General features: G+C 67.5%; 25 protein-coding genes and 1 tRNA gene. 16 read left to right on the forward strand and 10 right to left on the reverse strand.

The features are described from left to right. Positions 1-36 precede the first annotated feature (36 nt). The gene (locus QP552_RS15055; protein WP_286073972.1) at positions 37-1,458 is read left to right on the forward strand and encodes a basic amino acid/polyamine antiporter; all 1,422 of its coding nucleotides are present in this window, start codon (positions 37-39) and stop codon (positions 1,456-1,458) included. Positions 1,459-1,507: 49 nt separating this feature from the next. On the opposite strand, the gene QP552_RS15060 is transcribed toward QP552_RS15055, so the two are convergent. Beyond that, the gene (locus QP552_RS15060; RefSeq protein WP_286073973.1) at positions 1,508-2,473 is read right to left on the reverse strand and encodes an alpha/beta hydrolase; all 966 of its coding nucleotides are present in this window, start codon (positions 2,471-2,473) and stop codon (positions 1,508-1,510) included. A gap of 299 nt (positions 2,474-2,772) precedes the next feature. Between QP552_RS15060 and QP552_RS15065 the strand changes: the two genes are divergently transcribed. Continuing rightward, a complete protein-coding gene (locus QP552_RS15065) occupies positions 2,773-3,735 on the forward strand; it encodes a transposase (protein ID WP_111113188.1) in 963 nt (320 codons plus the stop codon). A gap of 75 nt (positions 3,736-3,810) precedes the next feature. On the opposite strand, the gene QP552_RS15070 is transcribed toward QP552_RS15065, so the two are convergent. The 8 genes from QP552_RS15070 to QP552_RS15105 form a co-directional block, all read right to left on the reverse strand. Next, positions 3,811-3,887 (reverse strand) — tRNA-Asn (locus QP552_RS15070). 22 nt (positions 3,888-3,909) lie between these two features. Beyond that, positions 3,910-4,380, reverse strand: coding sequence for a 23S rRNA (pseudouridine(1915)-N(3))-methyltransferase RlmH (rlmH, locus tag QP552_RS15075; protein ID WP_005418108.1), 471 nt, complete (start codon positions 4,378-4,380; stop codon positions 3,910-3,912). A 64-nt stretch (positions 4,381-4,444) separates the two neighbouring features. Next, the gene (gene rsfS / locus QP552_RS15080; protein WP_005410536.1) at positions 4,445-4,855 is read right to left on the reverse strand and encodes a ribosome silencing factor; all 411 of its coding nucleotides are present in this window, start codon (positions 4,853-4,855) and stop codon (positions 4,445-4,447) included. A gap of 58 nt (positions 4,856-4,913) precedes the next feature. Beyond that, positions 4,914-5,582: a nicotinate-nucleotide adenylyltransferase gene (gene nadD / locus QP552_RS15085; RefSeq protein ID WP_005410537.1), complete on the reverse strand. Its 669-nt coding sequence runs from the start codon at positions 5,580-5,582 to the stop codon at positions 4,914-4,916. After that, complete coding sequence (gene holA / locus QP552_RS15090) at positions 5,583-6,620, reverse strand: DNA polymerase III subunit delta (protein WP_111204449.1); 1,038 nt, start codon at positions 6,618-6,620, stop codon at positions 5,583-5,585. A 9-nt stretch (positions 6,621-6,629) separates the two neighbouring features. Continuing rightward, the gene (gene lptE / locus QP552_RS15095) at positions 6,630-7,214 is read right to left on the reverse strand and encodes an LPS assembly lipoprotein LptE (protein ID WP_106550590.1); all 585 of its coding nucleotides are present in this window, start codon (positions 7,212-7,214) and stop codon (positions 6,630-6,632) included. 136 nt (positions 7,215-7,350) lie between these two features. Continuing rightward, complete coding sequence (gene leuS, locus QP552_RS15100) at positions 7,351-9,993, reverse strand: leucine--tRNA ligase (protein ID WP_286073974.1); 2,643 nt, start codon at positions 9,991-9,993, stop codon at positions 7,351-7,353. A gap of 105 nt (positions 9,994-10,098) precedes the next feature. Next, positions 10,099-10,701: a DUF998 domain-containing protein gene (locus QP552_RS15105; RefSeq protein ID WP_286073975.1), complete on the reverse strand. Its 603-nt coding sequence runs from the start codon at positions 10,699-10,701 to the stop codon at positions 10,099-10,101. A gap of 124 nt (positions 10,702-10,825) precedes the next feature. Here QP552_RS15105 and trxA point away from each other — a divergent pair, with 124 nt between their 5' ends. The 5 genes from trxA to QP552_RS15130 all read left to right on the forward strand — a co-directional run bounded on the left by trxA (position 10,826) and on the right by QP552_RS15130 (position 16,405). Continuing rightward, positions 10,826-11,683, forward strand: coding sequence for a thioredoxin (gene trxA, locus QP552_RS15110; RefSeq protein WP_286073976.1), 858 nt, complete (start codon positions 10,826-10,828; stop codon positions 11,681-11,683). 153 nt (positions 11,684-11,836) lie between these two features. Then, a complete protein-coding gene (locus QP552_RS15115) occupies positions 11,837-13,492 on the forward strand; it encodes a FecR domain-containing protein (protein WP_286073977.1) in 1,656 nt (551 codons plus the stop codon). Continuing rightward, positions 13,489-15,114: a CHASE2 domain-containing protein gene (locus tag QP552_RS15120; RefSeq protein ID WP_111112139.1), complete on the forward strand. Its 1,626-nt coding sequence runs from the start codon at positions 13,489-13,491 to the stop codon at positions 15,112-15,114. The genes QP552_RS15115 and QP552_RS15120 overlap by 4 nt, the downstream gene beginning before the upstream one ends. A gap of 74 nt (positions 15,115-15,188) precedes the next feature. Next, positions 15,189-15,641, forward strand: a complete 453-nt coding sequence (locus tag QP552_RS15125; protein WP_111112138.1) for a DUF4442 domain-containing protein — start codon at positions 15,189-15,191, stop codon at positions 15,639-15,641. Positions 15,642-15,688: 47 nt separating this feature from the next. Beyond that, complete coding sequence (locus QP552_RS15130; RefSeq protein WP_111112137.1) at positions 15,689-16,405, forward strand: hypothetical protein; 717 nt, start codon at positions 15,689-15,691, stop codon at positions 16,403-16,405. 8 nt (positions 16,406-16,413) lie between these two features. Here QP552_RS15130 and QP552_RS15135 read toward each other — a convergent pair whose 3' ends face one another. Further along, positions 16,414-17,730 (reverse strand): hypothetical protein, encoded by a 1,317-nt coding sequence (locus QP552_RS15135; protein ID WP_286073978.1) that lies wholly within the window; start codon positions 17,728-17,730, stop codon positions 16,414-16,416. A gap of 76 nt (positions 17,731-17,806) precedes the next feature. Between QP552_RS15135 and QP552_RS15140 the strand changes: the two genes are divergently transcribed. The 9 genes from QP552_RS15140 to rnfB all read left to right on the forward strand — a co-directional run bounded on the left by QP552_RS15140 (position 17,807) and on the right by rnfB (position 26,983). After that, positions 17,807-18,490: a DUF502 domain-containing protein gene (locus QP552_RS15140; protein WP_049427719.1), complete on the forward strand. Its 684-nt coding sequence runs from the start codon at positions 17,807-17,809 to the stop codon at positions 18,488-18,490. Continuing rightward, positions 18,487-19,272 (forward strand): queuosine precursor transporter, encoded by a 786-nt coding sequence (locus QP552_RS15145; RefSeq protein ID WP_106550582.1) that lies wholly within the window; start codon positions 18,487-18,489, stop codon positions 19,270-19,272. The genes QP552_RS15140 and QP552_RS15145 overlap by 4 nt, the downstream gene beginning before the upstream one ends. A gap of 95 nt (positions 19,273-19,367) precedes the next feature. Beyond that, a complete protein-coding gene (locus QP552_RS15150) occupies positions 19,368-21,308 on the forward strand; it encodes a DUF885 family protein (RefSeq protein ID WP_106550581.1) in 1,941 nt (646 codons plus the stop codon). A gap of 16 nt (positions 21,309-21,324) precedes the next feature. Next, positions 21,325-22,395 (forward strand): serine hydrolase domain-containing protein, encoded by a 1,071-nt coding sequence (locus QP552_RS15155; RefSeq protein ID WP_111112134.1) that lies wholly within the window; start codon positions 21,325-21,327, stop codon positions 22,393-22,395. Next, positions 22,392-22,796 (forward strand): VOC family protein, encoded by a 405-nt coding sequence (locus QP552_RS15160; protein WP_049427711.1) that lies wholly within the window; start codon positions 22,392-22,394, stop codon positions 22,794-22,796. The genes QP552_RS15155 and QP552_RS15160 overlap by 4 nt, the downstream gene beginning before the upstream one ends. 414 nt (positions 22,797-23,210) lie before the next feature. Next, positions 23,211-23,654 (forward strand): DUF2147 domain-containing protein, encoded by a 444-nt coding sequence (locus tag QP552_RS15165; RefSeq protein WP_049426799.1) that lies wholly within the window; start codon positions 23,211-23,213, stop codon positions 23,652-23,654. Positions 23,655-23,757: 103 nt separating this feature from the next. Beyond that, complete coding sequence (gene metG, locus QP552_RS15170; RefSeq protein ID WP_286073979.1) at positions 23,758-25,839, forward strand: methionine--tRNA ligase; 2,082 nt, start codon at positions 23,758-23,760, stop codon at positions 25,837-25,839. A gap of 76 nt (positions 25,840-25,915) precedes the next feature. After that, a complete protein-coding gene (locus tag QP552_RS15175; RefSeq protein WP_049426797.1) occupies positions 25,916-26,506 on the forward strand; it encodes an HAD family hydrolase in 591 nt (196 codons plus the stop codon). A gap of 24 nt (positions 26,507-26,530) precedes the next feature. After that, positions 26,531-26,983: an Rnf electron transport complex subunit RnfB gene (gene rnfB / locus QP552_RS15180; RefSeq protein WP_106551107.1), complete on the forward strand. Its 453-nt coding sequence runs from the start codon at positions 26,531-26,533 to the stop codon at positions 26,981-26,983. Positions 26,984-26,985 lie beyond the last annotated feature (2 nt).

A 26,985-nucleotide genomic window follows, 5' to 3' on the forward strand; every position in this document is an offset into this window, starting at 1 on the left:
CCGTGGGGTAGCGGCATCACCGCCGCAGGGGACATCATGGCCACGACCTCACAACGCCTCGGGCTGCCCGCGTTGACCGCACTGGTGGTCGGCTCGATGGTCGGCGCCGGCATCTTTTCATTGCCGCAGAACGTGGCGCGCAGCGCCGGGCCGGCAGCGGCGCTGCTCGGCTGGGCGGTCAGTGGCGCGGGCATGCTGATGCTGGCCTTCGTGTTCCAGGCCCTGGCCAACCGCCGGCCGGACCTCGATACCGGCATCTACGCCTACGCACGCGAGGGCTTCGGCAACTACATCGGCTTCTCCGCCGCATGGGGCTACTGGGTTGCCTCGGTGCTCGGCAACGCCAGCTTCTTCGTGCTGATCTTCAGTGGCCTCGGCCACTTCATGCCCATCTTCGGTGAAGGCAATACCCCGGCCGCCGTGGCCGCTTCGTCGCTGCTCCTCTGGACCGTGCACCTGCTGGTGTTGCGCGGCCTGCGCACTGCCGCCATCGTCAACGGCCTGGTGACGGTGGCCAAGCTGCTGCCCATCACGCTGTTCCTGATCCTGGCCGCCGGTGCCTTCCGCATGGATGTGTTCCGCGCCGATTTCCTGGGCACGCCCGCACTCGGCGACCTCGGCCAGCAGCTGCGCGGCATGATGCTGGTCACCGTGTGGGTATTCATCGGCATCGAAGGCGCCAGCATCTACTCGCGCCGCGCGGCCCGCCGTGCCGATGTCGGCCGCGCCACGGTGATCGGCTTCCTCGGTGTCTGGCTGCTGCTGGTGCTGGTCAGCCTGCTGTCGATGGGCGTGCTGTCGCAGGCCGAACTGGCCGGATTGCCCAATCCGTCGATGGCTTACGTGCTGCGCGCCATCGTTGGCGAGTGGGGCGCGACGGTAATCATCATCGGCTCGATCATTTCGGTACTCGGCGCGCTGCTGGCCTGGGTGCTGCTGTGTGCCGAAGTGCTGTACGCCGCTGCGGGCGACGGCACCATGCCGGCCTTCCTGGGCCGCGAGAACGCGCGCGGCGTGCCGGCCAACGCGCTCTGGCTCAGCAACGGGCTGATCCAGCTGTTCCTGCTGCTGGTGCTGGTCAACTCCGGCAGCTACACCGGCCTGGTGCTGCTGGCCGCGTCGATGAGCCTGGTGCCCTACTTCCTGTCGACCGCGTTCGGCGTGCAGCTGGCCTGGCGTGGCCAGGCCTATGCGGGTGAACCGGGTGTGCGCTGGCGCGATTTCGTCGTTGCCCTGCTGGCCAGCGCCTATGCATTGTGGCTGGTGTATGCCGGCGGCCTCGACAACCTGCTGCTGTCGGTCCTGCTGTATGTGCCCGGTGTGGTGGTGTTCGCAATGACCCGGCTCCAACGCGGTGAGCAGGTATTTACGCGCTGGGAATGGGTGCTGTTCGGTGCCATTCTGGTGGTGGCCATCGCTACGCTGGTCGCGTTCTCCAGAGGTGAGCTGGCACTGTAGAGCCGAGCCCACGCTCGGCTTGGCACGGGCAGCCAAGCATGGCTCGGCTCTATAGCTGGCGTTCCGGCAGCATGCCGATATCCTGCATCCAGCGCTCGGCCAGCCGCGGCCACGCAGTGACCGGTGCATCCTTCATGCGCAGCCCGAACGCGTGACCGCCGCGGGCGAACAGATGCATCTCGACGGGTACGCCTGCGTCGATCAGTGCCTGGTAGTAGGCGAGTGATTCGCGCACATCATCGGTGCGATCATCGGTGGCCTGCGCAATGAACGTCGGCGGCACCGCGTTGTCCACGACAATGTCCCTGACCAGCGAGAGCCCCTTGCCATGCCCGGCCCACAGATGGCCGGAGTACATCACCATCGCGAAATCCGGGCGGCTGGACTGTGAGTCGGCCGCGTCGACCGCCGTGTAGCTGCGACGTGCGTGCGTGCTCAATCCCGCCACCACGTGACCACCCGCCGAAAAACCGATCACCCCCACCCGCTTCGGGTCGATGTTCCAGCGCTGTGCGTGCGCGCGCAGCAGGCCCATTGCGCGTTGCGCGTCCTGCAAGGCCATCGGCACCGTCGGGTTGTCGCGACAGTTGCAGTCGGGATCCCAGCTCGGGCCGGACGCCGGCACGCGGTACTTCAGCAGCGCGCAGGTGATGCCCTGCGCGTTCAGCCACTCGCAGATTTCGCTGCCTTCCAGGTCCATCGCCAGCACCCGGTAACCACCACCGGGCACCACCATCACCGCGGTGCCATTGGCCGGTCCCTTCGGCGGAAACACGGTGAGTGTCGGCACGGCCACGTTCTTCAGCATCGTCCAGCGTTCTCCGCTGGCCTTGGAAACTGCTTCGCCAACCTGCTCGGGACCTTTCAGTTTTGGCGGCGCCTTCACCGTGCCCTGCGGCCACAACGGCAGCTCGGTGGTGCCCTGCGGCGGATGCCAGGTTGGTGGTGCTGCGTTCGCTTCAGCGAACGGCAACATCGCAAGCAGCAGAGAACCGAGGGACAGGAGTGCGCGCACGATCAACTTCCGTGGTTGAAGCAGCAGATTGTAGAGCCGAGCCCATGCTCGGCTGCATCCTCGAAGCCGAGCATGGGCTTGTATGTTCCTCCCGGCTCCTACGAGGTATGTAGGAACCAGGGTGGAGGGACCGTCAACATGATATCTGCGGGTACCAGCCGACAGACGAGCCGAGCGATCCCCATCCCGCACCTTAACGTCGATAAAGGATCTAGCGGCCTTTGAGGACCGCCGATGTAGGCAAGCCAACGTGGTGCGGTACCACCCCAGCCCCTCAACAATAGCTGGGAGTTGCGCAGATGTCAGATCGTTTGGCTGTCGGTATCGATGCCGACTCAAAGAGCCTTGTGGTGGCACGCCATGGCACCAAGGGCAGCACTCGAATCGCCAATTCAGCATCGGCCATCGATAAGTGGCTGTCTGGCCTGCCGACCAGGTCTCGCATTGGGGTGGAGGCGACCAATCGCTACCATGAGCTTGTGGCTCAATCTGCCCAGAAGGCCGGCCACGCCGTCTTTGTGCTTAATCCGCGCGACATCAAGCATTACGCCAAAGGGGTGGCTTGCCGCGGCAAGACCGACTCTGGCGACGCACAGGTTATCGCGCGCTACATCGCGAAGGAGGCCGACAATCTGCACGAGCATGTCGCCCGTTCGCCTGCGCAGGAGCGGCTGCATGTACTGCTCCAGCAACGTGACAGCCTGGTCCGGAGCAAGGCGAAGCTCACTCTATCGCTGGGTCCGGATGCACCACGGTCTGCCAGCTTCGCGCATATTTTCAGCGCTCTGAAAGAGGCCATCGCCTCGCTGGACCAGCAGATCCAGCAGCTGTGCCGCACGGGTGAACAGTGCGACCTGTATCGGCGGATCATGACCATCCCGGGGATCGGACCGACGGTGGCCGCCTTCATCACCCATCACATCACACGCTGGCCCTTGGCCAGCGCAGATGCCTGGATTGCCTGCACCGGCCTGGATCCGCGACCCAACGAGTCCGGCGCCCGCATCGGCAGACGGCGTCTGTCCAAGCGTGGCAGCGCCAGCCTGCGCCAGATTCTTTACATGGCAGCCATGGGCCTGACCCGCTCGAAAGGGGGCAAACCTCTTTACACCGCCATCCGCGAGCGCGGCCATAGCAGCACCGCCAGCTTCAACATCCTGGCCAGAAAGCTGGCCAAGATTGCGTGGGGCGTCTTCAAAAGTGGTCGGGATTTCGATCCAGCCATGCTGAAAGTGGGTCAAGCCTGCTTCCAGCGGGCTTGACCGCGAACATAGGATCTCGGCTCTACAACACGGCAAAAAAAAGACCTGCATCTTGCGATGCAGGTCTCTTCAATGTGGCGCCCGAAGTTGGACTCGAACCAACGACCCCCTGATTAACAGTCAAGTGCTCTAACCGGCTGAGCTATTCGGGCAGACGACTAGTATAACCACTCTTCACGCGCGATGGTAGGGGTGATTCGCAATCATTGCGGCGGCCCGGTACAACTGCTCGGCCACCACCAGGCGCACCAGCATGTGGGGCAGCGTCAACGGTCCGATCGACCACTTCTCATCGGCCAGCGCGGAGACTTCCGGCGAATGCCCTTCCGGGCCGCCGATCAGGAAGGCAAGGTCCCTGCCCTGCCCGCGCCAATGCTCCAGGCGCTGTGCCAGCTGCTCGGAACTGAGCTGGCGGCCCGGCACATCCAGCGCGACCACATAGGCATTCTTCGGCAGTGCGGCGATCACGCGCTTGCCTTCGTCTTCAGTGGCGCGGCGCGGATCACGACCCTTGCCACGCAGGCCAGGCTCGATTTCCACCAGCTCGAACGGCAGCCAGTGCGACAGCCGCTTCTGGTACTCGGCGAAACCCTGCGCCACCCAGCTGGGTGCGCGTTCACCGGTAGCAATCAGGCGGGCTTTCATCAACGGTCCTCCAAAACGTCGACGGCGCCATCGGCGCCGTCGAAGGGATGCATCAACGTGCGGCTCAGGCCACTTCGTCGTCGCTGGACGGCGGCTGGTCGCCAACGGTCCACAGGCGCTCAAGTGCGTAGAACTCACGCACGCGCGGCAGCATCACATGCACGATCACGTCGCCCAGGTCGACCAGCACCCACTCGGCTTCGCGCTCGCCTTCAACACCCAGCGGCATCACGTCGAGATTCTTGGCGAAGCGCACGACTTCATCGGCGATCGACTTGACGTGGCGGGTCGAGGTGCCCGAAACGACGATCATGTAGTCGGCAACGCTGGACCGGCCGCGCACATCGATCTCGACCAGGTCCTTGGCCTTCAGGTCTTCGGTGGCTTGGCGGACGCTGGCCAGCAGTTCCGGCACGGACGGCGGCGGGCTGGGCAGATCGACCTTGATGGTCTGGGGCTGGGTCTGGTTGCTCAAAGTGAATCGACTCGATAAACGTGGGGGCGATTATACGGGCAAGCCGGGGCGGCGGCATTCACGGCGTAGGGGAGCGGTACAGGCCATGCGCGGCCACATAGTCGGCCACGGCCGGCGGCAGCAACGCCCGCCAGGGGCCGCCGGCGGCGATCTGCGCACGCACGGCACTGGCCGATTCCTCGCGCAGTGGGTGATGCAGGCGCAGGATGCGCCCGGCCGGACTGGCGAACAGGGCCTGCTCGTTGTCGGCCCAGCGCCCTTCCAGCGCGCGGCCCAGTTCGCCATCCACCGAGGCCTGCAGGGGACTGCCCGGGCGCTCGGCCACCACGAAATGGGCCAGCCCGAACAGCGCCTCCCATTCATGCCAGCGGGTCAGGCCCAGCAGGCTGTCGGCCCCGACCAGCCAGGCCAATGGCCGGCTGGGGCCCAGCTCGCCGCGCAGTTCGCGCAGGGTGTCGACGGTGTAGGACGGGCGGCCGGGAAAGCGTATGGCACGGTCCAGTTCACGATGGTCCAGCAGCAGGCCAGGCTCATCGCCGATGGCCAGCGAGAGCATGGTGAAGCGCTGGTCAGCGGTTGCACCCGGCACCGCGCGATGCGGCGGATCAGCCGCTGGCAGCATGCGTACAGCGACCTGCAGTTCATCACGGGCAGCACGTGCGATGGCGAGGTGCCCGAGGTGCACCGGATCGAAGGTGCCCCCGTAATAGATCCGCAGGCTCATCACTCAGGCCCGCGCCAGCAGGCGCACGGCACGCGGTTCGGCCACGGCTACCAGCAGGCGTTCCAGCGCCAGCCAGGCGTCGCCGTCGGCGCGCCCCTTGGCGATACGGTCGACCAGTCCGGCCTCGGCCACGAAACGTTCCCAGCGCTTGCCCTCGGGGTGCCGCTGCAGCGCACGCTTGTAGGGCGCTTGCCGCGATTCCCAGATGCCGCGCGATTTCATTTCGGCGGCCAGATTGCCGCCGCGCGCCTGTACCCGGGCCAGGCCGGCACCGGCCAACAGCTCGCGGATCACCATCGGCATCAGTGCGGCCACCGCCTCGCCTTCGCCACGCAGGCCCGCCAGCATGCGCAGCACCGCCGGCGGCTGGCCGGAGAAGGTGGCTTCCAGCAGCCGGAAGACGTCATAACGCGCGGCGTCGGCCACCAGCGATTCCATCCGCTCCACATCCAGCGGCTGGCCATCGGCCAGCAACGCCAGCTTGTCGATTTCCTGCGCGGCCGCCAGCAGATTGCCTTCCACCCGCTCTGCCAACCGCTGCACGGCGGCCGGGTCGGCGCGCAGGCCCTTGCCACGCAGGCGGCGCTCGATCCAGTCCGGCAGTTCGTGGGGCTTGATCGCCCAGGCCACCGACAGCACACCGATGCGGCTTACCGCCTCGGCCCACTTGCCCTGGTGGGCCTTGCTCCATTCGTTGGCGGTAATCATCAGCACCACGTCGGGTGCCGGGTTGGCGCAGAACTGGCTGATCACCTCGGCGCCATCCTTGCCCGGCTTGCCACTGGGCAGGCGTACCTCGACCAGGCGGCGGGCACTGAACAGACTGGGCGCATTGAAACTGGCGTCGAGCTGGTTCCAGTCGAAGTCGCGACCATCGGCGTCGAACACCTCGCGCTCGCCGATACCGGCGGCGCGCGCGCGCGCACGGATGGCGTCGGCCGCCTCCAGCACGCGCAGGGTTTCCGGGCCGGCAATCAGGTAGACCGGCGCCAGCGGGGTGTCAGCGCCCTGGCTGGCCAGCTGCTCCGGACGCAGTTCCATCGTCGCGACTCAGTGCTTGGCTGCGGGAACCGGCTCGGCCGGCTCCGCGCCTTCGACCGGCTTGGCCTTCGGCGCCGTCAGGCTGCCGCCCTTCTCGATCTCGGCACGCACCACGCTGTCGATGCGGCGGATGATCGACGCGGACATTTCCCGTCGCAGCTCATCGGCCAGGATTTCGCGTTCGGTGGTGGTACCGGTGGCGTCGGTCGGCGGCGACACGTAGTCGCGCGACAGTTCGATCACCTGCTGCGGCACCAGCTCGCTGCCATCCTCGCGACGGAAGATGAAGATCACCGCATAGCGCAGGCTGTACTCCTGCGCACGGCCCTGCGAATCGATGGCGATCGGCAGGTCTCCCCAGCGTTCGGACAGCACCTGAAGCTGGGTGCTGGGCCCCTTGCTGTCCTCGTCTGCCAGCTTGGCACCGGATGCCAGCAGGCTGCGATTGAGCAGCTTGACCAGTTCACTGTAAGGCGCGGTGGAGACCACCTTCACCGGCGCCGTGTCGGTCGGCAGCATCAGCTTGTTGCGCAGATGGAAACCGCAGCCGGCAAGGCCGAGGACAAGAACGAGGGCAAGCAGGATTCGGGTCATGGAGACAGTCTGGCGGAGCCGGGCGATCACGGCAACACACAGCCTGCCCGAAGCCGCGTGAATGCAGGGCCATCAAGTGCATGGCCCCGCACCGGGAAGGTACCGGCCACCACGGAGGTGGCCGGCCCAGGATGCATCAGGCAGCGACGATGTTCACGATCTTGCCCGGCACGATGATGATCTTGCGCACCGTCAGGCCTTCCATGAACTTGGCCGCATTCGGTTCGGCCAGGGCCAGTGCTTCGACCTGCTCGCGTGCAGCATCGGCGGCCACCTCGATGGTGCCACGCAGCTTGCCGTTGACCTGCACGGCCAGGGTCAGCGCGTCGCGCACCAGCGCACCGGCGTCGGCCTGCGGGAACGGCTGGTCTTCCAGCAGCGTTTCGCCATGGCCCAGCACCTGCCACAGGGCGTGGCTGGCATGCGGGGTGATCGGGTTCAGCAGCAGCACGATGGCCTGCAGCGCTTCCTGGCGCACCGCGCGCCCCTGCTCGCTGCTGTCCTCGAACTTGGCCAGCGCGTTCATCAGTTCCATCACCGCCGCGATGGCGGTGTTGAAACTGTGGCGGCGGCCATAGTCGTCACCGACCTTGCCGATGGTCTCGTGGGTCTTGCGGCGCAGCGCCTTCTGGTTGGCATCCAGCGCGGCCACGTCCAGCGCCGGTGCGGCACCGTCAGCGGCGTGCTTCTGCACCTGGGCCCACAGGCGGCGCAGGAAGCGCGCCATGCCGTCCACACCGGCCTCGTTCCACTCCAGCGACTGCTCCGGCGGGGCAGCGAACATCGAGAACAGGCGCACGGTGTCGGCACCGTACTTGTCGACCATCGCCTGCGGGTCCACGCCGTTGTTCTTCGACTTGGACATCTTCTCGGTGCCACCGACCACCACCGGCTGGCCATCGGCGATCAGCGTGGCGCCGGTGATGCGGCCGCGCTCGTCGCGCTGCACTTCCACATCGGCCGGGTTGATCCAGTCCTTCGAGCCGTCCGGGTTCGGGCGGTAGTAGGTCTCGGCGATCACCATGCCCTGGCACAGCAGGTTGCGTGCCGGTTCGTTGCTGTCCACCATCCGCGCGTCGCGCAGCAGCTTGTGGTAGAAGCGGAAATACATCAGGTGCAGGATCGCGTGCTCGATGCCACCGATGTACTGGTCGACCGGCAGCCAGTAGTTGCCACGCTTGTCGACCGCATCACGGGCGCCCGGCGAGGTGTAACGGGCGTAGTACCAGCTCGACTCCATGAAGGTGTCGAAGGTGTCGGTCTCGCGCTCGGCCGCGCCGCCGCATTCCGGGCAGGTGGTCTTGCGCCATTCCGGATCGGTCTTGATCGGCGAACCGGTCCCCGAGAACGCCACGTCCTCCGGCAGCACCACCGGCAGCTGCTCTTCCGGCACCGGCACCGCACCGCACTTGTCGCAGTAGATCACCGGAATCGGGCAGCCCCAGTAGCGCTGGCGGCTCACGCCCCAGTCGCGCAGGCGATAGTTGACGCGGCGCTGGCCCTGGGCCTTGCGCTCGAAGCGTTCGGCCAGGGCTTCGAAGGCGCCCTGGAAATCCAGCCCATCGAATTCGGCCGAGTTGACCAGTTCGGTCTGGCGGCTCTTGTCGCTGTACCAGTCCTGCCAGCGGGCACCGTCCCAGGTGCGCTCGTCGTCGTTGCGCGGGTCCTTCAGGGCGATGACCTGCACGATCGGCAGGCCGTACTTGTTGGCCACTTCGTTGTCGCGCTGGTCATGGCCCGGAACAGCCATCACCGCACCGGTGCCGTAGCCCATCAGCACGAAGTTGGCGACCCACACCGGCACCTTCTCGCCGGTGACCGGATGGATGGCACGCAGGCCGGTGTCCATGCCGCGCTTTTCCTGGGTCTCCAGCTCGGCCTCGGACACGCCGCCCTGCTTCATTTCCGACAGCAGCGCAGCCAGTTCCGGGTTGTTCTTCGCCGCGTGCAGCGCCAGCGGATGTTCGGCGGCGATCGACACGAAGGTCACGCCCATCACGGTATCCGGACGGGTGGTGAACACGCGCAGCGGATCCAGCACGCCGCCGTCGGTGTCACGCACGTCGAACTGGATTTCCAGGCCCTCGGAGCGGCCGATCCAGTTGCGCTGCATGGTCTTGACCGAGTCCGGCCAGCCGTCCAGTTCATCCAGGCCGTCCAGCAGTTCCTGGGCGTAATCGGTGATGCGCAGGAACCACTGCGGGATCTCGCGCTTCTCGACCAGCGCGCCGGAACGCCAGCCACGGCCGTCGATGACCTGCTCGTTGGCCAGCACGGTCTGGTCGACCGGATCCCAGTTCACCACCGCATTGCGGCGGTAGGCCAGGCCCTTGCGCATCAGGCGGGTGAACATGCGCTGCTCGTGGACGTAGTAGTCCGGGCGGCAGGTGGCGAATTCGCGCGACCAGTCCACCGCATAGCCCATGGCCTTGAACTGGCCACGCATGTGCTCGATGTTCTTGTAGGTCCAGGCCGCCGGTGCGGTCTTGTTCTTGATTGCCGCGTTCTCCGCCGGCAGGCCGAACGCGTCCCAGCCCATCGGCTGCAGCACGTTGTGCCCAGTCATGCGCTTGTAGCGGCTGATCACGTCGCCGATCGTGTAGTTGCGCACGTGGCCCATGTGCAGCGCACCGGACGGGTACGGAAGCATCGACAGGCAGTAGTACTTCGGCTTGTCCGAAGTCTCGTCCACTTCGAAGGCACGGGTGGCGTCCCAGTACTGCTGGGCGGCGGATTCAACCTGCTGCGGGTCGTAGGCGTTGGTTTCAGCGCTGGTCATGGAACACGCGGATGCGGCGGCAAAGCGGTACAGCGTACCGCAGTGCGGCATGGGGCTCCAATCCCGGCCGCCGGCCAGTGCCGCCGCCGGCACCCACGATCCGTCTCAGCGCGGTCGCGACAGCGGCAGCGCAACCACCAGCCACAGCGCCCAGCAGGCGAAGGCCACGCGCTGTGCCAGGGGTGCCGGCACCAGGCCCTGCAGGGCGAAGGCGGCCAGTGCCGCAAGCACCCCGCAGGCCAGCAACAGTCCCCCCTGGACACGCCCGTGCACCTGGCGCACGTTGAAAATGCCCAGCAGCAGGGTGCCGGCGACGAAGCCCAGCACCCAGATCATCCAGGCGCTGGCATGCAGCTGGCTGGCCGGCCCGTGCAGGTCGTCCACATCCAGCGGCAGCAGGCCCATCGCAGCGAATGCGAGCCCGGCCAGCAGCAGCATCTGGCTGCCGACCCGCGGCGCCCAGCCGGCCGTGGCAGGCAGCCGCCGGCGCAGGCACTCGGCCACCACCCCCGCCAGCAGGCCGGGCAACACGAAGCCCAGCAGATTGAAGGCCAGCGCGTGCGGCACGCCGTGTGCACCCAGCAGGGCCACCGGGTGGCGGGCCTGTGCATAGCCGTCCAGGCCGGCGCCGAAGCCCAGCACCGCCAGCACGAACAGCAGTGCGGCGGCGAGGCCGGACAGGCGCAACAAGGAAGACGGGGAGGTCATGCAGGCTCCGGGAGCAACGGCGGCGGGAACGACGCATTGTCGGGCATTTGCCGCAGTCCGGGTTGAGACGGGCATCGATCGTCACCATAGAATCGGTCTCCAGATGCCAATCGATGCCTCCCCCATGACCGAGACGACCTACGTATTCGACGCCACCACTGCGACCTTCGAGGCCGAAGTCCTGCAGAAGTCGCTGCAGACGCCGGTGCTGGTCGACTTCTGGGCCACGTGGTGCGGCCCCTGCAAGACCCTGGGCCCGATGCTGGAAAAGCTGGCCGCCGAATACAACGGCGCCTTCGAGCTGGCCAAGGTCGATGTCGACAAGGAACAGCAGATCGCGGCCGCCTTCCAGATCCGCTCGGTGCCGACCGTGTTCCTGGTCAAGGGCGGCCAGCTGGTGGACGGCTTCCCCGGCGCCATTCCTGAAGGCCAGCTGCGTGAATTCCTGGCCCAGCACGGCATCGTGCCGACCGACGTCGGTGACACTGCCACCGAGGACGAAGCACCGCTGGACCCGCAGGCGCAAGTTGACGTGCTGCGCGCGCAGATCGCCGCCGAGCCGGACAAGGACGAGCTGAAGCTCGACCTGGCCCTGGCCCTGCTGCAGATCGGCGGCGTGGACGAAGCCGGCACGCTGATCGACGGCCTGCCCGCCAACCTGGCTACCGACGACCGCGCCGTGCGCGCCCGCGCCCGCCTGTCCTTTGCCGCCGCACTGAAGGACGCCCCGGCCGCCGAGGTGCTGGACGCGCGTATCGCCGCCGACGGCAAGGACCTCAAGGCCCGCCACCTGCGCGGCGTGCAGCTGCTGCTCGGCGGCCATGACGAAGCTGCGCTGGCGCAGTTCCTGGAAATGCTGCGGATCGACCGGAGTTTCGAGGAAGGCCTGCCGCGCAAGGCGCTGATCGACGCCTTCAATGTGATCTCCGACGAGGACCTGGTCGGCCAGTACCGCCGCAGGATGGCATCCCTGCTGTTCTGAACGGGAGCCGGGTTCGTTCAGAATCCCTGCACTGGACGCGGGCAATAATGCGCGCGATGGCGGCCGTACGGCCGCCACGATCCGTTCGGGGGGATGAGGTCGGGGCCATGGGGTCTTGCAGCTGCACCCCCGCATTGCCGGGATTGCAAAACTGTGACCTTCGTCCGCTCGCTGTTGTCTGCCATGCGCTTCCAGGGCGCCCTGTTCTGTGCCCTCCTCCTGCTGCCGGCCATCGCCGCCGCGCAGGACTGGAACTACCGGGTCCGTCCCGGCGACACCCTGTGGGATCTGGGTGGCGTGTATCTGAAACCCTCGGTGCGCTGGCAACAGCTCCAGCAGCACAACCGCATCGACAACCCTTACCGGCTGCCGCCCGGCCAGCTGCTGCGCTTTCCCATCAGCTGGCTGCGCACCGAACCGGCGCCGGCGCGGGTGCTCTCGGTCCGCGGCAAGGTCGAGCTGTCCGGCGGAGACGGCAGCGCCAGCCGCGCCATCCAGGCCGGCGAGCAGCTGCATATCGGTGACACCGTGCAGACCGAGGGCGAATCCAGCGTCACGCTGGAATTTGCCGATGCGTCGCGCCTGCAGCTGCGTGAGTACTCGCGCCTGCGCCTGGACCAGCTCAGCCGCTATGGCCACACCGGCATGGTCGACACCCGCCTGCGCCTGCAGCAGGGCCGCGCCAGCAATCGGGTAACGCCCGCGCGCGGCCCGGCATCGCGCTACATCATCGATGCGCCCACCGCCACCAGCAGCGTGCGTGGCACCGTCTTCCGGGTCAGTGCCGGCGACGGTCGTGATGTCGCGGCCACCGAGGTCCTGCAGGGCAAGGTGCAGGTCGGCAACACCCATGGCCAGCGCATGGTCCAGCCGGGACAGGCCACCCGCAGCGCGAGCGTCGACGCCGCACCGGATGCAGTCTCCGCACTGCTGCCGGCACCGCAGCTGCGCAGCGATGAACTGCGCCTGGCCCCGTTGCCGACGCTGCTGGCATGGACTCCGGTCACCGGCGCGGCCCATTACCGCGTTGAAGTGGTACAGGCCGCCACGCCGGAGATCCTGCTGTTCGCTGCCACCACCACCGATACCCGCCTGGCCATCGGCGATCTGCCGCCGGGCCAGCTGCGCATCCTGCTGCGCGCGGTCGATGCGCAGGGTGTGGAAGGCATCGACGCCAGCGCCGACTTCGAACTCAGCGACCAGCCCCCACCGCCGCTGACCCTGGCCCCGCTGCATGGACAGACAATCAACAGCGACCGCCCGCGTTTCCGCTGGAGCCAGGCCCCCGCTGCGCGCAGCAGCGTGCTGCAGATCGCGGCCGATTCCTCCTTCGTACAGCCACTGCAGGAACAGACCAGCACCGGCACCGATCTGCGCCTGGCACAGCCATTGCCGCCGGGTAACTACTTCTGGCGGGTCGCCTCCCGCGATGCCAACGGCCACCAGGGACGCTATGGCCAGGCGCTGCCACTGCAGCTCAGCAACGAACCGGTCGATCCTGCGCTGCAACCGCCCGAGGCCGCGCATGGTGAACTGACCCTGCGCTGGCAGGCCGGCAGCGAAGGCCAGCGCTATCGCGTGCAGGTCGACCGCCGCGGCGACTTCAAGGCACCGCTGGTCGACGAAACCGTGGCCGAACCGCAGGTCAGCTTCAAGCGTCCGTGGCGCGGCACCCTGCACGTGCGCGTGCAGTACATCGACGATGACGGCCATGCCGGCGAGTTCTCGCCTGCCCAGCAGATCGCCCTGCCGTGTCGCCTCTGCTATGGCACCGGCGGTGGTGCCCTGCTGCTGTGGCTGCTGTTGTGAGGCGCTCGCCGCTGCCGTGGTCGAAGCGGATCCTGCTGGCCATGCTGGCCGGGATACTGACCATCGTCGCCAGCCAGGGCCAATGGCTGTGGCGGCAGGACGAGGCCACCTACGACGCGATGGTCGGCAACTGGGACTATCGACCCGACCCGAGCGTGCTGATCGTGGCCATCGACGAAGGCAGCCTGCAACGCATCGGCCAATGGCCGTGGCCGCGCTCGGTCCACGCCCGGTTGCTGGATCGCCTGACCGATGCCGGTGCCGAACGGGTCGCGCTGGATCTGATGCTGTCCGAGCCGGACCGCCGCGACAGCCGCCAGGACGAGGCGCTGGCCGCAGCCATCCGTCGCAATGGCCGGGTGGTGCTGCCGGTGCTGGCCGCACCGGCAGCCGGTGATCGCATGGCCGAGGAAATGCTGCCGGTTCCGCAGATCGCGGCCAGTGCCGCCGCCATCGGCCACACCGATGTTGAGGTGGACAGTGACGGCGTCGCCCGCGGCATCTACCTGCATGCAGGCATCGGCAAGGCGCATTGGCCGGCGCTCGGGCTGGCCCTGACCGGCCTGCCCGCCGGCGCGGTGCGCGGCCTGCCCGACCCTGATCCCGAGGTGGGCTCGCCCTATCAATGGCGCCGCAACGACTACGTGCGGGTGCGCTACGCCGGCCCCCCCGAGCAGTTGCCGCAGGTTTCCTACGCAGACGTGCTCGATGGCCACGTGGACATGGCGATGCTGCATGGCCGCCGCATCATCGTCGGCATGACCGCCAGCGGCATCGCGCCGCGCCTGCTGACCCCGACCACCCGCGAGTTCTGGATGAGCGGCAGCGAGTACCAGGCCAACATCGCCTCGATGCTGCTGCAGCACAAGCAGATCGAGATGCTGCCCCGCTTCTGGCAGCACACCATCAGTGCTGTGCTGGTGGCGCTGTGCGTGATCCTGCTCGGCCTGCGCCTGCCGTGGCTGGCGGCGTTGTGTTCGCTGCCGCTTGCCCCTCTGCTGAGCTGGCTGCTGTTGCGCACCAGCAACCTCTGGTGGGCGCCGGCCACCGCCCTGCTGGGCGTCCTGCTGGTACTGCTGGCCTGGGCGATCTGGCGGATTTCGGCCTGGCACCGGCAGGCCAACCGCGACGCACTGACCGGCCTTGGCAATCGCCTGCGCTTCGAACAGGCGTTGCAGCAGGAATGCGACGCCGCACGACGCAACGGCAAGCCACTGAGCCTGGCGCTGATCGACGTCGACCACTTCAAGCGCCATAACGACCGCCATGGTCACCAGGTCGGCGACCGCGTGCTGCGGGACGTCGCCCGCTTGATCGGCGCGCATGCGCGGCGCCCGCGCGACATGGCCGCGCGTTACGGTGGCGATGAATTCGCGCTGGTACTGCCCGATACCCCGGCCGAGGGCGCGCGGCTTGTGATCCAGGACCTGATCGACTGCGTACGTGCGTTGCCGGCACATGGTGATGGCAGCGACGACCGGGTGACGCTCACCATCGGCGTGTTCACCCGGGTACCGGACGGCGAGCTGCAACCGCATCATTTCGTCGAAGGGGCCGACACCGCGCTGTACCAGGCCAAAGCGAATGGGCGCGACGGGTATGTGATCGACGGCGGCGCGTGACCGGCGCCACCGGGGTGCAACATACGCATGCGAATGGTTAGACTGGGCGCCTAGCCCAGCGCCCCCGGATCCGCATGAACGCCCGCCTGTTCCGCTTCGGCATCAACCTCTGGCCGCCCTTCCTGTTCACCGGCATCCACGTCACCCGCATCACTCCCGACTACCGGCAGATCGATGTCGAGCTGCGCCTGCGGCCATGGAACCGCAACTACGTTGGTACCCATTTCGGTGGCAGCCTGTTCGCGATGACCGATCCGTTCTGGATGCTCGGCCTGCTGCACATCCTCGGCCGCGATTACTACGTGTGGGACCGCGCAGGCGCCATCGACTTCCTCAAGCCCGGCCGTGGCACCGTACGCACATCATTCCGCATCGACGACACGCTGCTGGACGAACTCCGCGCCGAGGCCGCCAGCGGCGACAAGGTGCTGCGCTGGTTCAGCAACGACGTGGTGGATGAAAGCGGCGAGGTGGTCGCACAGGTCCGCAAGCAGGTGTACCTGCGCCTGAAGCCGCACGCGCGCTGATCCACCGCACAGGCGCTATCCTCTGGCCCCCTGCCATGGAGGCTCCGATGCGTCCCTACACCCTTGCAGCACTGCTGAGCACCCTGCCGTGCGCGGCCCATGCACTCGACCTGCCGCCGGTGCAGTACCCGACGCTGCCGGCCCAGGCTGCCACTGCCGCCGGCTTCGTGCCCGAGGGCTGGACGCTGGAGTCCAGCATCGAAGGCGATCTCGACCGGGATGGCCGCGCGGACCTGGTGCTGGTGCTGCGCCAGCAGGATCCGCGCAATGTCATCGAGCACGATGGCTTCGGCCCATCGCCTTACGACAGCAACCCGCGCATTCTCGCCGTGGCGTGGTCACGCCCGGCCGGCTATGTGCTGGCGGTGCAGGACCACCAGCTGATTCCGCGCCCGGACAACCCGGTGATGAGCGATCCGCTTGAAGATGGCGGTGTCAGCATCCAGCGCGGCACGTTGAGGGTGGCGCTGTTTTCCTTCTCCAGCGCGGGAAGCTGGTCGATGGGTACCACCGCCTTCACCTTCCGCTGGCAGGACGATGCCTTCGCGCTGATCGGCTACGACCAGAACTCGGTGATGCGCAATTCAGGACAGGCCACCTCGGTGAGCGTGAATTTTTCCACGCGCAAGGTGAAGCATACCGAGGGCAGCATCGAGGACGACAAGGAAAGCGTGCGCTGGCAGCCACTGCGCGGCAGCCGCCGCTGGACGCTGCAGACCGTTGGTGATGGCTGGGCGTTCGATCCGCAGGCCGGCGACGACTGACCCGCGGATCAGTCGCGGGCAGCGGACGTTGAGCCGGCGCCGGCCACCAACGGCACCGACAGCCACGGGCTTTCGTCGTTGCTGCGGGACGGCGAGCGGCGTGGCACCTGCAGATGGCGGCCATCCGCCGACACCTGCGGCACCCGCACCGGCGAGGCGAACTGCGCCGGCAACCGCTGCAGGGCATCCACCGGATCCCCCGGCTGCTGCCGCAGCCAGCGCTGTGCGCCCAGCAGGCGCAGCATCGCCGCCGCGTCCTGGGTGCGCGACGAATAGGCCGGATAGACCGGACCCGCAATGTCGGTCAACAGGCAGCCCATGACGTTCGACAGGCAACCAAAATCACGCTGCGGCGGCACCGGTACCGGCAACGGACGGTCCGCCTCCAGCGCAGCGGTCGCCGTCGCGCCACAGGCCCAGCCGAGATTGCCGGCCGCACGGGCCAGGGTGCTGCTGCGGTCCAGCACCAGCACCCCGCCGAATTCCCGCGCCGAGGTCTCGATCGCCACCTGGTTCATCGCATACTCGCCCTGCATCGCACGGCACAGGCTCTGCTCGTCGGCCCGCATCGGCTGCATGGCCTGTTCGCATTCGGCCGGCAGCGGGTAATCGGCAGGCAGTTCAACCAGCATGTCGGCCAGCAGCTGCGCATTGGCCTGCACCAGGCTGGCGCCGATGATGCTGTCGACCAGATAGCTGCCACCGGGCACCAGCCGCCGGCCCAGCTGCACTCCCCGGCAGCTGCCGCGCAGCGCACCGTCGATGTCGCCCTGTACGAACGCCAGCGCGCGTGCGCTGGTGGCATCGACCACCAGCCCGTAGGTCGGCATCGGCACCAGGATGCCCTCCCGCTTCGGCTGGAACGGCGACACGAAGTGGTCCGCGTCGGCCAGCGCATCCAACCGCGCATGCAACTGGTGATGGCCCGCATGGGCGTCGACGAAGCGCTGCGGGTCGGCGCGTACCTGGGCCAGGCAATCGCGGGCCGCCGGCCCGCAACCGGCGGCCGCCCGTGAGCGCAATCCTTCGTGGCCGGCGGCCTGATGAGGGTGGGCGACACTGTTACCGTGCGGGTCGGCGTCCCAGCGCCGCACATCCTCGGCCAACGCCTGCTCGCGCTGGCCGGCATCCAGGTCGTCAAAAGCCAGTGTCCACAACAGCGGATAGCCATTGCGCCGGCCCGCCGGCAGCCGCGCTTCCAGCCGTTGCTGCGCCTGCAACCGCGATTCCGGCACCGGCCACATGCGTGAGGCACACCACACCACGATGGCCAGCACCAGCAGGCCCGCCAGGGTCCATCCCAGTCCGCGCAGAATCTTCAACACAGCTTCCCTTCCATGGCTCGTTGCCGCAGTCGATCCACCAGCGTAATCGACCGGCAGTGACCGCTACAATGCGCACATGTCGCTCGAAGCCCCCGCCCTGGTCCCCCGCCCCTCCCTGCAGCGCCTGTTCCTGACCGGCCTGCTGACCCTGCTGCCGATCTGGCTGACCTGGGTCGTGGTCAAGTTCGTGTTCGTACTGCTGTCGGGCATTTCCAGCCCGCTGGTGGTGCCGCTGTCCGAACAGATCGCAACCAGCTTCCCGCACTATCTGGGCTGGGTCCGCGCCGAGTGGATCCAGGACACCATCGCCCTGCTGGCCACCCTGCTGGTGATCCTGGCGGTGGGCGTGGCCAGCCGCCGCGTGCTGGGCCAGCGCCTGCTGCGCTGGGTCGGCGCGGTGATCAAGCGCATCCCGCTGGCCAGCATCATCTACGACAGCGCCAAGAAACTGCTGGACATGCTGCAGACCGAGCCGGGCAGCACCCAGCGCGTGGTGCTGATCGACTTCCCGCACCGCGACATGAAGTCGGTCGGTCTGGTCACCCGCGTGATCAAGGAACACGGCACCGACCGTGAGCTGGCCGCGGTGTATGTGCCGACCACGCCGAACCCGACCTCGGGCTACCTGGAAATCGTGCCGGTGGAGCTGCTGACGCCCACCGACTGGACCGTTGACCAGGCGATGAGCTTCATCATTTCCGGCGGCGCCGTCGCCCCGTCCAGCGTGCCGTTCACCCGCGCCGGCGAACGCGCCGAATGACCGCAGCGCCGATCGAGCGCCCGCTGCAGGACCGAGCGGTGCTGCTGTTCATCGTGCTGGCTGCGTTCTTCTGCGGCAATGCAGTGCTGGCCGAGCTGATCGGCGTGAAGATCTTCGCGCTGGAAGATACCCTCGGCATCGATCCGCTGAACTGGAACCTGTTCGGCCAGACCGGCTCGCTCAGTTTCACTGCCGGTACGCTGCTGTGGCCGGTGGTGTTCATCATGACCGACACCATCAACGAGTTCTTCGGCAAGCGCGGCGTGCGCTTCATCTCGTGGCTGGCGGTGGTGCTGATCGGCTACGGTTTCCTGTTCGCTTTCGCCGCCATTTCGCTGGCGCCGGCCAGCTGGTGGGTCACCTCGATGGACGGCCACGGCGTGCCCGATTACCAGGCCGCATTCGCGGCCGTGTTCGGCCAGGGCATGTGGACCATTGCCGGTTCGCTGGTGGCATTCCTGCTGGGCCAGCTGATCGACGTGGCGGTGTTCCATCGCATCCGCCAGGCCACCGGCGAACGCCATGTGTGGCTGCGCGCGACCGGTTCCACCGCGGTCTCGCAGGTGGTGGACAGCTTCGTGGTGATCTGGATCGCCTTCGTGCTGGGCCCGCAGCACTGGCCAACCTCGCTGTTCCTTGCGGTCGCCAGCGTCAACTACGTGTACAAGATGGGCTTTGCGATCGCCCTGATTCCGTTGCTGTACCTGATGCGGCGTGCGATCACCCGCTACCTGGGCGCCGATCGCGCGGCGGCATTGCGTGCCGCCGCCGCGGCTGACTGAAGCCCCAGCGCCACCAAGCTGACTGCGCCTTCACGCTGGCCGTACGCGCGCGGATCGTGCAAGCTCCACGGTCTGTGTTCCACGGAAGCTTCTTGATGCCGTATTCCCCCCGCGTCCTGGCCGCTGCCATTGCCGCGTTGTTCCTGTTCAGTGCCGTGCCGCCGGCCGAAGCAGCGAAGAAGAAGGCCAGCCGCCCTGCCGCTGCGCAGACCCGCCAGGCCGCCAAGCCCAAGGCCAGGCCCGCCCGTGCCACCGCACCGGCCCGTGGCAGTTCGGCGCGCCGCGCTGCGCCGCGTCCGGTCGCACCGGCCCGTGCAGTGCCCAAGCAGGTACAGCTGGAGCGCCTGTACGACGAATACTGGGATGCCTCGATGCGGTTGAACCCGCTGCAGGCCACGTTCCAGGGCGAACCGCGCTACAACGACCAGCTGCCCAACATCCTGTCCGCCGCCTGGCGCCAGCAGTCACACGACTTCACCACGCAGTGGCTGGGCAAAGTCGAAAAACTTGGCAGCGACGGCCTGCAGGGCCAGGACCTGCTCAGCTACGAGATCTTCGTACGTGACGCGCGCGCCTCGCTGGCTGCCGAGCGTTACCCAAGCTGGATGATGCCGATCAGCCAGTACTACAACATCGGCAGCATCATGGCGATCCTCGGCTCCGGCGCCGGCGCGCAGCCGTTCAACACCGTGCAGGACTACGACACCTGGTCGCGCCGCTCGCTCGGCATTCCCGAATTGTTCGACCAGGCCATCGACAACATGCGCCAGGGCATGAAGGCCGGCGTGGTGCAGCCGCGCGACCTGATGGAAAAGGTGCTGCCGCAGCTGGATGCGGTGATCAAGCCGACCGCTGAAGAGAGCATCTTCTGGTCGCCGATCCGCACCATGCCGAACACGATTGCAGCCGAAGACAAGGCGCGCATCAGCGCCGAATACAAGCGCATGATCGAGCTGCGCATCATGCCGGCCTACCGCGCGCTGCGCGGCTTCATCGCCACCGAGTACCTGCCGGCCACGCGCGCCAGCAGCGGCATGGGCGCGCTGCCCGACGGCCAGGCCTGGTACGCCAACCTGATCGTGCAGACCACCGCCAGCGACCAGACCGCCGCGCAGCTGCACGCGCTGGGCGAGCAACGCGTGCAGGAACTGCAGGCACAGATCGCCACGGTGATGAAGGACGCCAAGCTGCGCGGCACGCCGACCAAGCTGCTGCGCAGCATGCGCAACGATCGCCAGTTCCAGTACAGCGATGCCAATGCACTGATCAGCCGCTACCGCCAGGTGCAGCAGCAGGTCAGCGTGCGCCTGCCGCAGGTGCTCGATACGCTGCCCAAGTCCGCACTGGAAGTGCGTGCGGTGGAACCGGAACGTGCGCTGACCGCCGCCGCTGCCGCCTACCAGCCGTCGCCGGCCGGGCAGCCGGGCGTGCTGTACATCAACACCCGCGACCTGCCTAGCCGCAAGCGCTGGAGCGTGCCGGTGCAGTACCTGCATGAAGCGATTCCCGGCCATCACGTGCAACTGGGCCTGCAGCAGGAACTGGCCAAGCTGCCACGCTTCCGTCGCCTCGGTGGCGATCTTGCGTTCGTCGAAGGCTGGGGCCTGTACGCCGAAACGCTGGGCGAAGACCTCGGCGTCTACACCGATCCCTACGACCGTATCGGCTACCTGTACTCACGCCTGCTGCGCGCCGCGCGCGTCGTCGCCGACACCGGCGTCAATGCACAGGGCTGGAGCAAGCAGCAGGCCGTGGCCTACCTGCAGAAGACGGTGGACATGAGCAGCGATGACGCCAATGCCGAAGTCGAGCGGATCATGGCCCAGCCCGGCCAGGCACTGTCGAACGTCGCCGGCCTGACCACCATCGTTGCCCTGCGCGACAAGGCCAAGGCACGCCAGGGTGCAGCCTTCGATCTGCGCCGGTTCCATGCAGAACTGCTGAAGGACGGCTCAATGCCGCTGGACGTGCTGGACCGCAAGATGGAGCGCTGGATGGCGCAGCCGGCCAGCGCTGCACCCACGCCTTCACCCTGACGCACCCGGAGCCACCATGCGCCCTGCCGTCGCCCTGTTCGCCGCCGTGCTGGGCCTGCTGCCGCTGGCGACCACCGCCGCACCGGTGCTGACCCCACCGGATGCCGGCATCGACGGCCTGATGCAGGCCTACGATGGGCAGGTTCCTGGCGCTGCGGTGCTGGTACTGCACGACGGGCAACCGGTGTTCCGTCGCGGCTATGGCCTGGCGGTGGTGGAAGACGGTACTGCCGTGACCGCCGCCAGCAATTTCCGGCTGGCCTCGGTCAGCAAGCAGTTCACCGCTGCGGCGGTGCTGCTGCTGGTGGAAGACGGCCGGCTCGGGCTGGACCAGCCGGCGCGGCGCTGGCTTCCGGAACTGCCGCAGGCCGCAGCGGCCATTACCCTGCGCCAGCTGCTGTCGCACACCAGCGGCCTGCTCGACTACGAAGACCTGATGGACCCGGCGGACACACGGCAGGTACACGATGCCGATGTGCTGGCCCTGCTGTCGCGCCAGGACCGGCTGAACTTCGCACCGGGCACGCAGTACCGCTACAGCAACAGCGGCTATGCACTGCTGGCACTGATCGTGGGCCGCGCTTCCGGCCAGGATTTCGCCGCCTTCCTGCAGCAGCGCGTCTTCGCACCGCTGGGCATGGCCCACACCGTGGCCCACCAGGACGGTGTCGATACGGTGCCAGCACGTGCCTATGGCTACAGCTGGATCGACGGCCGCTGGCAACGCACCGACCAGAGCACCACCAGCGCCGTGCTCGGCGATGGTGGCATCTATTCCTCGCTGGACGATCTCGCCCGCTGGGACGCCGCGCTGTATGACAACCGCCTGCTGTCGAAGGCGTCGCGCCGCGCGATGTTCAGCCCGGCCACGACCACATCGGAACCGGACGTGCCGCATTACGGCTTCGGCTGGCGCCTGAACGGCCCGGTGCAATGGCACAGCGGCGAGAGCATCGGCTTCCGCAACGTGATCGTGCGCCACCCGGAAAAGCACCTGACCGTGATCGTGCTGACCAACCGCAACGACCCCGAACCCTATCCGCTGGCACTGAAGATTGCCCAGCGCTGGCTGGACACCCTGCAATGACTGCCGCTTCCGACGCCCTGCTGGGCATCCACCACGCCGCACTGATCTGCAGCGACTACGCGCGTTCGAAGGACTTCTACGTACGGATCCTCGGCCTGCGCGTACTGGCCGAGAACCACCGCGCCGCGCGCGACTCCTGGAAGCTGGACCTGGCGCTGCCCGATGGCAGCCAGCTGGAGTTGTTCTCCTTCCCCGCGCCGCCGCCCCGGCCCAGCCGCCCCGAAGCCCAGGGCCTGCGCCACCTCGCGTTCCGGGTCGCCGCGCTGGAGCCGTTCATCGAACGCCTGGCCAGCCACGGCGTGGACTGCGAACCGATCCGCGTGGATGAATACACCGGCCGCCGTTTCACCTTCTTCGCCGATCCGGATGGTCTGCCGCTGGAGCTGTACGAAGTCGATTGACGCCCCCGGGGGTCAGAACCCTTTTCCGACGGAAAAGGGATCTGACCCCGCCGCCGCCACCGGAAACGCCATCCACGCATGGCGTGGATCTACGTGTCGACCAAGGTCGACACCCACCAAGAGAGGCCGTGCCATTCCGACAGATCTCCGGAAACTGTCGAAGGCGGGGTGGGTCCGGTTGCGGGGGTGTCCGCGGCATGGATGCCGCGGCCAAGCCCCCAGGGACGGGTTCACGGCGTCCCCCGCAACCGGACCCACCCCGCCATCCCGCGGAATGCTGGCTGTTGCTGTTGCCTTCGCCTCTGCGGGTGCCGGGTGCAACCCGGCCAACGCCCCCCTTCCCCATACCCCGCCGAATGGGTATACAGTCGACCCGTACCGGCATCGTGCCGGAATGAACCCTGGGAGGGGACCATGCGCAAGACCTTCAAGACCCTGCTGCTGGCATTGCCGCTGTGCCTGGCCGCGCTCTCGGCGCAGGCCGCCGATGGTGCCGCCGGCCGCTGGAAGACCATCGACGACAAGACCGGCAAGGTGAAGTCGATCGTCGAGATCACCCAGGCCGCCAACGGCACCCTGACCGGCAAGGTGGTCGACATCCTGCACTCGGACAAGGGCCCGAACCCGGTCTGTGACGGCTGTGAAGGCGCCAACAAGAACAAGCCGGTGAAGGGCATGACCATCCTCTGGAACCTGAAGGCCGACGGTGCCAACAAGTGGTCCGGCGGCACCATCCTCGATCCGGCCAATGGCAAGACCTACAAGTCGAAGATGGAACTGCAGCCCGGCGGCACCAGGCTTGACGTGTCCGGCTGCATCGCCTTCATCTGCCGCGCGCAGACCTGGCAGCGCGAATAAGCGTCCTGGCCCCCGCTCCATCCCCGTGACCCGGCCCCGGCCGGGTCACCTCGTTGCGAGGCATGCGATACTCTGCGGTTCCCCTCGGCTTCACCCCGCGACCATGACCCGTACCGCCCTCGTCACCACCGCCCTGCCCTACGCCAACGGCCCGCTGCACCTGGGCCACCTGGTCGGCTACATCCAGGCCGACATCTGGGTGCGTGCACGGCGAATGAGCGGCGGCAAGGCCTGGTTCGTCTGCGCCGACGACACCCATGGCACGCCGATCATGCTGGCCGCGGAAAAGGCCGGGGTCACCCCGGAAACCTTCATCGCCAACATCCAGGCCAGCCACGAACGTGACTTCGCCGCGTTCGGCGTCGCCTTCGACCATTACGACTCGACCAATTCGGCGGCCAACAAGGCGCTGACCGAGCAGTTCTACCTGAAGCTGGAAGCGGCCGGCCACATCAGCCGTCGTTCGGTGGCACAGTTCTACGACCCGGCCAAGGGCATGTTCCTGCCCGACCGCTACGTCAAGGGCATCTGCCCGAACTGCGGCAGCCCCGACCAGTACGGCGACAACTGCGAAGTGTGCGGCGCCACCTATGCGCCGACCGACCTGAAGGAGCCGCGTTCGGTGATCTCCGGTGCGACGCCGGAAATGCGCGATTCGGAGCACTTCTTCTTCGAGGTGGGCCACTTCGACGCGTTCCTGCGCGAATGGCTGGCCGGCGACGTCGCCCTGCCGGGCGTGAAGGCCAAGCTGGGTGAGTGGCTCAATGCCGAAGGTGGCCTGCGCGCATGGGACATCTCGCGCGATGCGCCGTACTTCGGCTTCCAGATTCCCGGCCAGCCGGGCAAGTACTTCTACGTCTGGCTGGATGCGCCGATCGGCTACCTGTCCAGCTTCCAGACCCTGTGCGGGAAGATTGGCGAGGACTTCGAAGCGCACCTGCGTGCCGGCACCAGCACCGAGCTGCACCACTTCATCGGCAAGGACATCGTCAACTTCCACGGCCTGTTCTGGCCGGCGGTGCTGCACGGCACCGGCCACCGCGCGCCGACCCGCCTGCACGTCAACGGCTACCTGACCGTGGACGGCGCCAAGATGAGCAAGTCGCGCGGCACCTTCGTGATGGCGCGCACCTTCCTCGACGCCGGGCTGGAACCGGAAGCGCTGCGTTACTACTACGCGGCCAAGTCCGGCGGTGGCGTCGACGATCTCGACCTGAACCTGGGTGACTTCATCGCCCGTGTCAACGCCGACCTGGTCGGCAAGTTCGTCAACCTGGCCAGCCGCTGCGCCGGCTTCATCAGCAAGCGCTTCGACGGCCAGCTGGCCGCGCAGCTGCCCGATGCGGCGCAGTACCAGCGCTTCGTCGACGGCCTGGCGCCGATCCGTGAAGCCTACGAGCGCAACGACCCGGCCGCGGCGATCCGCCTGACCATGACCCTGGCCGACGAAGCCAACCGCTACATCGACGACGTCAAGCCGTGGGTGATCGCCAAGCAGGAAGGCGCCGATGCGCAGCTGCAGGCCGTGTGCAGCCAGGGCCTGAACCTGTTCCGCGTGCTGGTCACCGCCCTGAAGCCTGTGCTGCCGGCCACCGCCGCGCAGGCCGAGGCCTTCCTGGCCGCGCCGGTGAACGACTGGACCGACCTGGCGCAGCCGCTGCTGGGCCACCGCATCACCGAATACACCCCGCTGTTCACCCGTATCGACCCGAAGAAGATTGACGCCATGATCGACGCCTCCAAGGACACCCTGCAGCCGGCCGCTGCCGCCGCCCCCGCCGCCAAGACCGAAGCGGTCAAGCCGGCCGCACCGGCACCGGCCAAGGAAGAAGCCAAGAGCGCCGACGCCCCGGCCTACATCGGCATCGACGATTTCGCCAAGCTCGACCTGCGCATCGGCAAGGTGCTGGTCTGCGAGTTCGTGGACGGTTCGGACAAGCTGCTGCGCTTCGAACTGGATGCCGGTGAACTGGGCAAGCGCCAGATCTTCTCGGGTATCCGCGCCAGCTACGGCGAGCCGGAGAAGCTGGTCGGCCGCAGCGTGGTGTTCATCGCCAACCTGGCCCCGCGCAAGATGCGCTTCGGCCTGAGCGAAGGCATGATCCTGTCGGCCGGTTTCGACGGTGGCGCGCTGGCGCTGCTGGACGCCGACAGCGGCGCACAGCCGGGCATGCCGGTCCGCTGATGCCTGCAGCGGGCGTGGTTGCGGCCACGCCCGCCGGCAGCACCGACCACGGGGCAACGCGATGGGAGGCAACGGAATGGAACTGGCGCTGTTCGACTTCGACCACACCGTGACCACCTGCGATACCTATGGCCGTTTCCTGCGCCGCGTGGCCACCGCCGAACAACTGGCACAGGCGTGGTGGAAGGTCGGCCCGTGGCTGCTCGCGTACAAGCTGAAGCTGATCTCCGCCGAACGCATCCGCGCGCGCGTCACCCGCCTGACCTTCAGCGACCGCCACAGTGACGACATTGCCACCCTGGCCGCCGGCTTCTCGCGCGAGTTCCTGCCCGACGTGGTGCGCCCGGAAATGCTGGAGCAGATCCGCTGGCACAAGGAACAGCAGCACACCGTGGTGATCGTGTCCGGCTCGCTGGACCTGTACCTGCGGCCGTGGTGCGAGCAGCTGGGCCTGCAGTTGATCTGCAACCGGCTGGAAAGCCAGGACGGACGCCTGACCGGCCGCTACGCCGGTGGCGACTGTGGCCCGCGCAAGGTCGAGCACATCCGTCGCCAGTTCGATCTGTCGCGTTACGTGCGCATCCATGCCTACGGTGACAGTTCCGAAGACAAGCCGATGCTGGCGCTGGCCCACGAGCGCTGGTTCCGCGGCAAACCCCTGAAGTAACCCAACGCGCAGCCTTCGCCACGCATGAGCCTGATCCCGCCCCTGACCGAACGCCTCGACCGCCTGCTGCCACAGACCCAATGCGGGCAATGCGGCTACGACGGTTGCCGCCCGTATGCGCAGGCGATGGCGCGTGGCGAGGCAGGCGTGGACCGCTGCCCACCGGGTGGCGATGCCGGTGCACGTGCGCTGGCACAGGTACTGGGCGTCCCGGCGATTCCGTTCGATCGTTCGCGCGGCCAGCACAAGGCGCCGCAGGTGGCGTTGATCGTGGAAGCCGACTGCATCGGCTGCACCAAGTGCATCCAGGCCTGCCCGGTGGACGCCATCGTCGGCGGCGCCAAGTACATGCACACGGTGATCGCCGATCTGTGCACCGGCTGCGAGCTGTGCATCCCGCCGTGTCCGGTGGACTGCATCGAGATGCTGCCCGTGCAGCTGGGGTCAGATCCCTTTTCCGGAGGAAAAGGGATCTGACC

The organism is Stenotrophomonas sp. 59, from assembly GCF_030291095.1.
Lineage (GTDB): Bacteria > Pseudomonadota > Gammaproteobacteria > Xanthomonadales > Xanthomonadaceae > Stenotrophomonas > Stenotrophomonas maltophilia_Q.

Excerpts from the sequence above, each read along its gene's own strand:
- QP552_RS15150 (WP_106550581.1), top strand. The coding sequence starts at position 19,368 with ATGCCGTATTCCCCCCGCGTCCTGGCCGCTGCCATTGCCGCGTTGTTC.
- rlmH (WP_005418108.1), bottom strand. The coding sequence starts at position 4,380 with ATGAAAGCCCGCCTGATTGCTACCGGTGAACGCGCACCCAGCTGGGTG.
- QP552_RS15065 (WP_111113188.1), top strand. The coding sequence starts at position 2,773 with ATGTCAGATCGTTTGGCTGTCGGTATCGATGCCGACTCAAAGAGCCTT.
- QP552_RS15055 (WP_286073972.1), top strand. The coding sequence starts at position 37 with ATGGCCACGACCTCACAACGCCTCGGGCTGCCCGCGTTGACCGCACTG.
- QP552_RS15140 (WP_049427719.1), top strand. The coding sequence starts at position 17,807 with ATGTCGCTCGAAGCCCCCGCCCTGGTCCCCCGCCCCTCCCTGCAGCGC.
- metG (WP_286073979.1), top strand. The coding sequence starts at position 23,758 with ATGACCCGTACCGCCCTCGTCACCACCGCCCTGCCCTACGCCAACGGC.
- QP552_RS15145 (WP_106550582.1), top strand. The coding sequence starts at position 18,487 with ATGACCGCAGCGCCGATCGAGCGCCCGCTGCAGGACCGAGCGGTGCTG.
- QP552_RS15130 (WP_111112137.1), top strand. The coding sequence starts at position 15,689 with ATGCGTCCCTACACCCTTGCAGCACTGCTGAGCACCCTGCCGTGCGCG.
- QP552_RS15160 (WP_049427711.1), top strand. The coding sequence starts at position 22,392 with ATGACTGCCGCTTCCGACGCCCTGCTGGGCATCCACCACGCCGCACTG.
- holA (WP_111204449.1), bottom strand. The coding sequence starts at position 6,620 with ATGGAACTGCGTCCGGAGCAGCTGGCCAGCCAGGGCGCTGACACCCCG.
- trxA (WP_286073976.1), top strand. The coding sequence starts at position 10,826 with ATGACCGAGACGACCTACGTATTCGACGCCACCACTGCGACCTTCGAG.
- lptE (WP_106550590.1), bottom strand. The coding sequence starts at position 7,214 with ATGACCCGAATCCTGCTTGCCCTCGTTCTTGTCCTCGGCCTTGCCGGC.
- QP552_RS15125 (WP_111112138.1), top strand. The coding sequence starts at position 15,189 with ATGAACGCCCGCCTGTTCCGCTTCGGCATCAACCTCTGGCCGCCCTTC.
- rnfB (WP_106551107.1), top strand. The coding sequence starts at position 26,531 with ATGAGCCTGATCCCGCCCCTGACCGAACGCCTCGACCGCCTGCTGCCA.
- QP552_RS15165 (WP_049426799.1), top strand. The coding sequence starts at position 23,211 with ATGCGCAAGACCTTCAAGACCCTGCTGCTGGCATTGCCGCTGTGCCTG.
- QP552_RS15105 (WP_286073975.1), bottom strand. The coding sequence starts at position 10,701 with ATGACCTCCCCGTCTTCCTTGTTGCGCCTGTCCGGCCTCGCCGCCGCA.
- leuS (WP_286073974.1), bottom strand. The coding sequence starts at position 9,993 with ATGACCAGCGCTGAAACCAACGCCTACGACCCGCAGCAGGTTGAATCC.
- QP552_RS15175 (WP_049426797.1), top strand. The coding sequence starts at position 25,916 with ATGGAACTGGCGCTGTTCGACTTCGACCACACCGTGACCACCTGCGAT.
- QP552_RS15155 (WP_111112134.1), top strand. The coding sequence starts at position 21,325 with ATGCGCCCTGCCGTCGCCCTGTTCGCCGCCGTGCTGGGCCTGCTGCCG.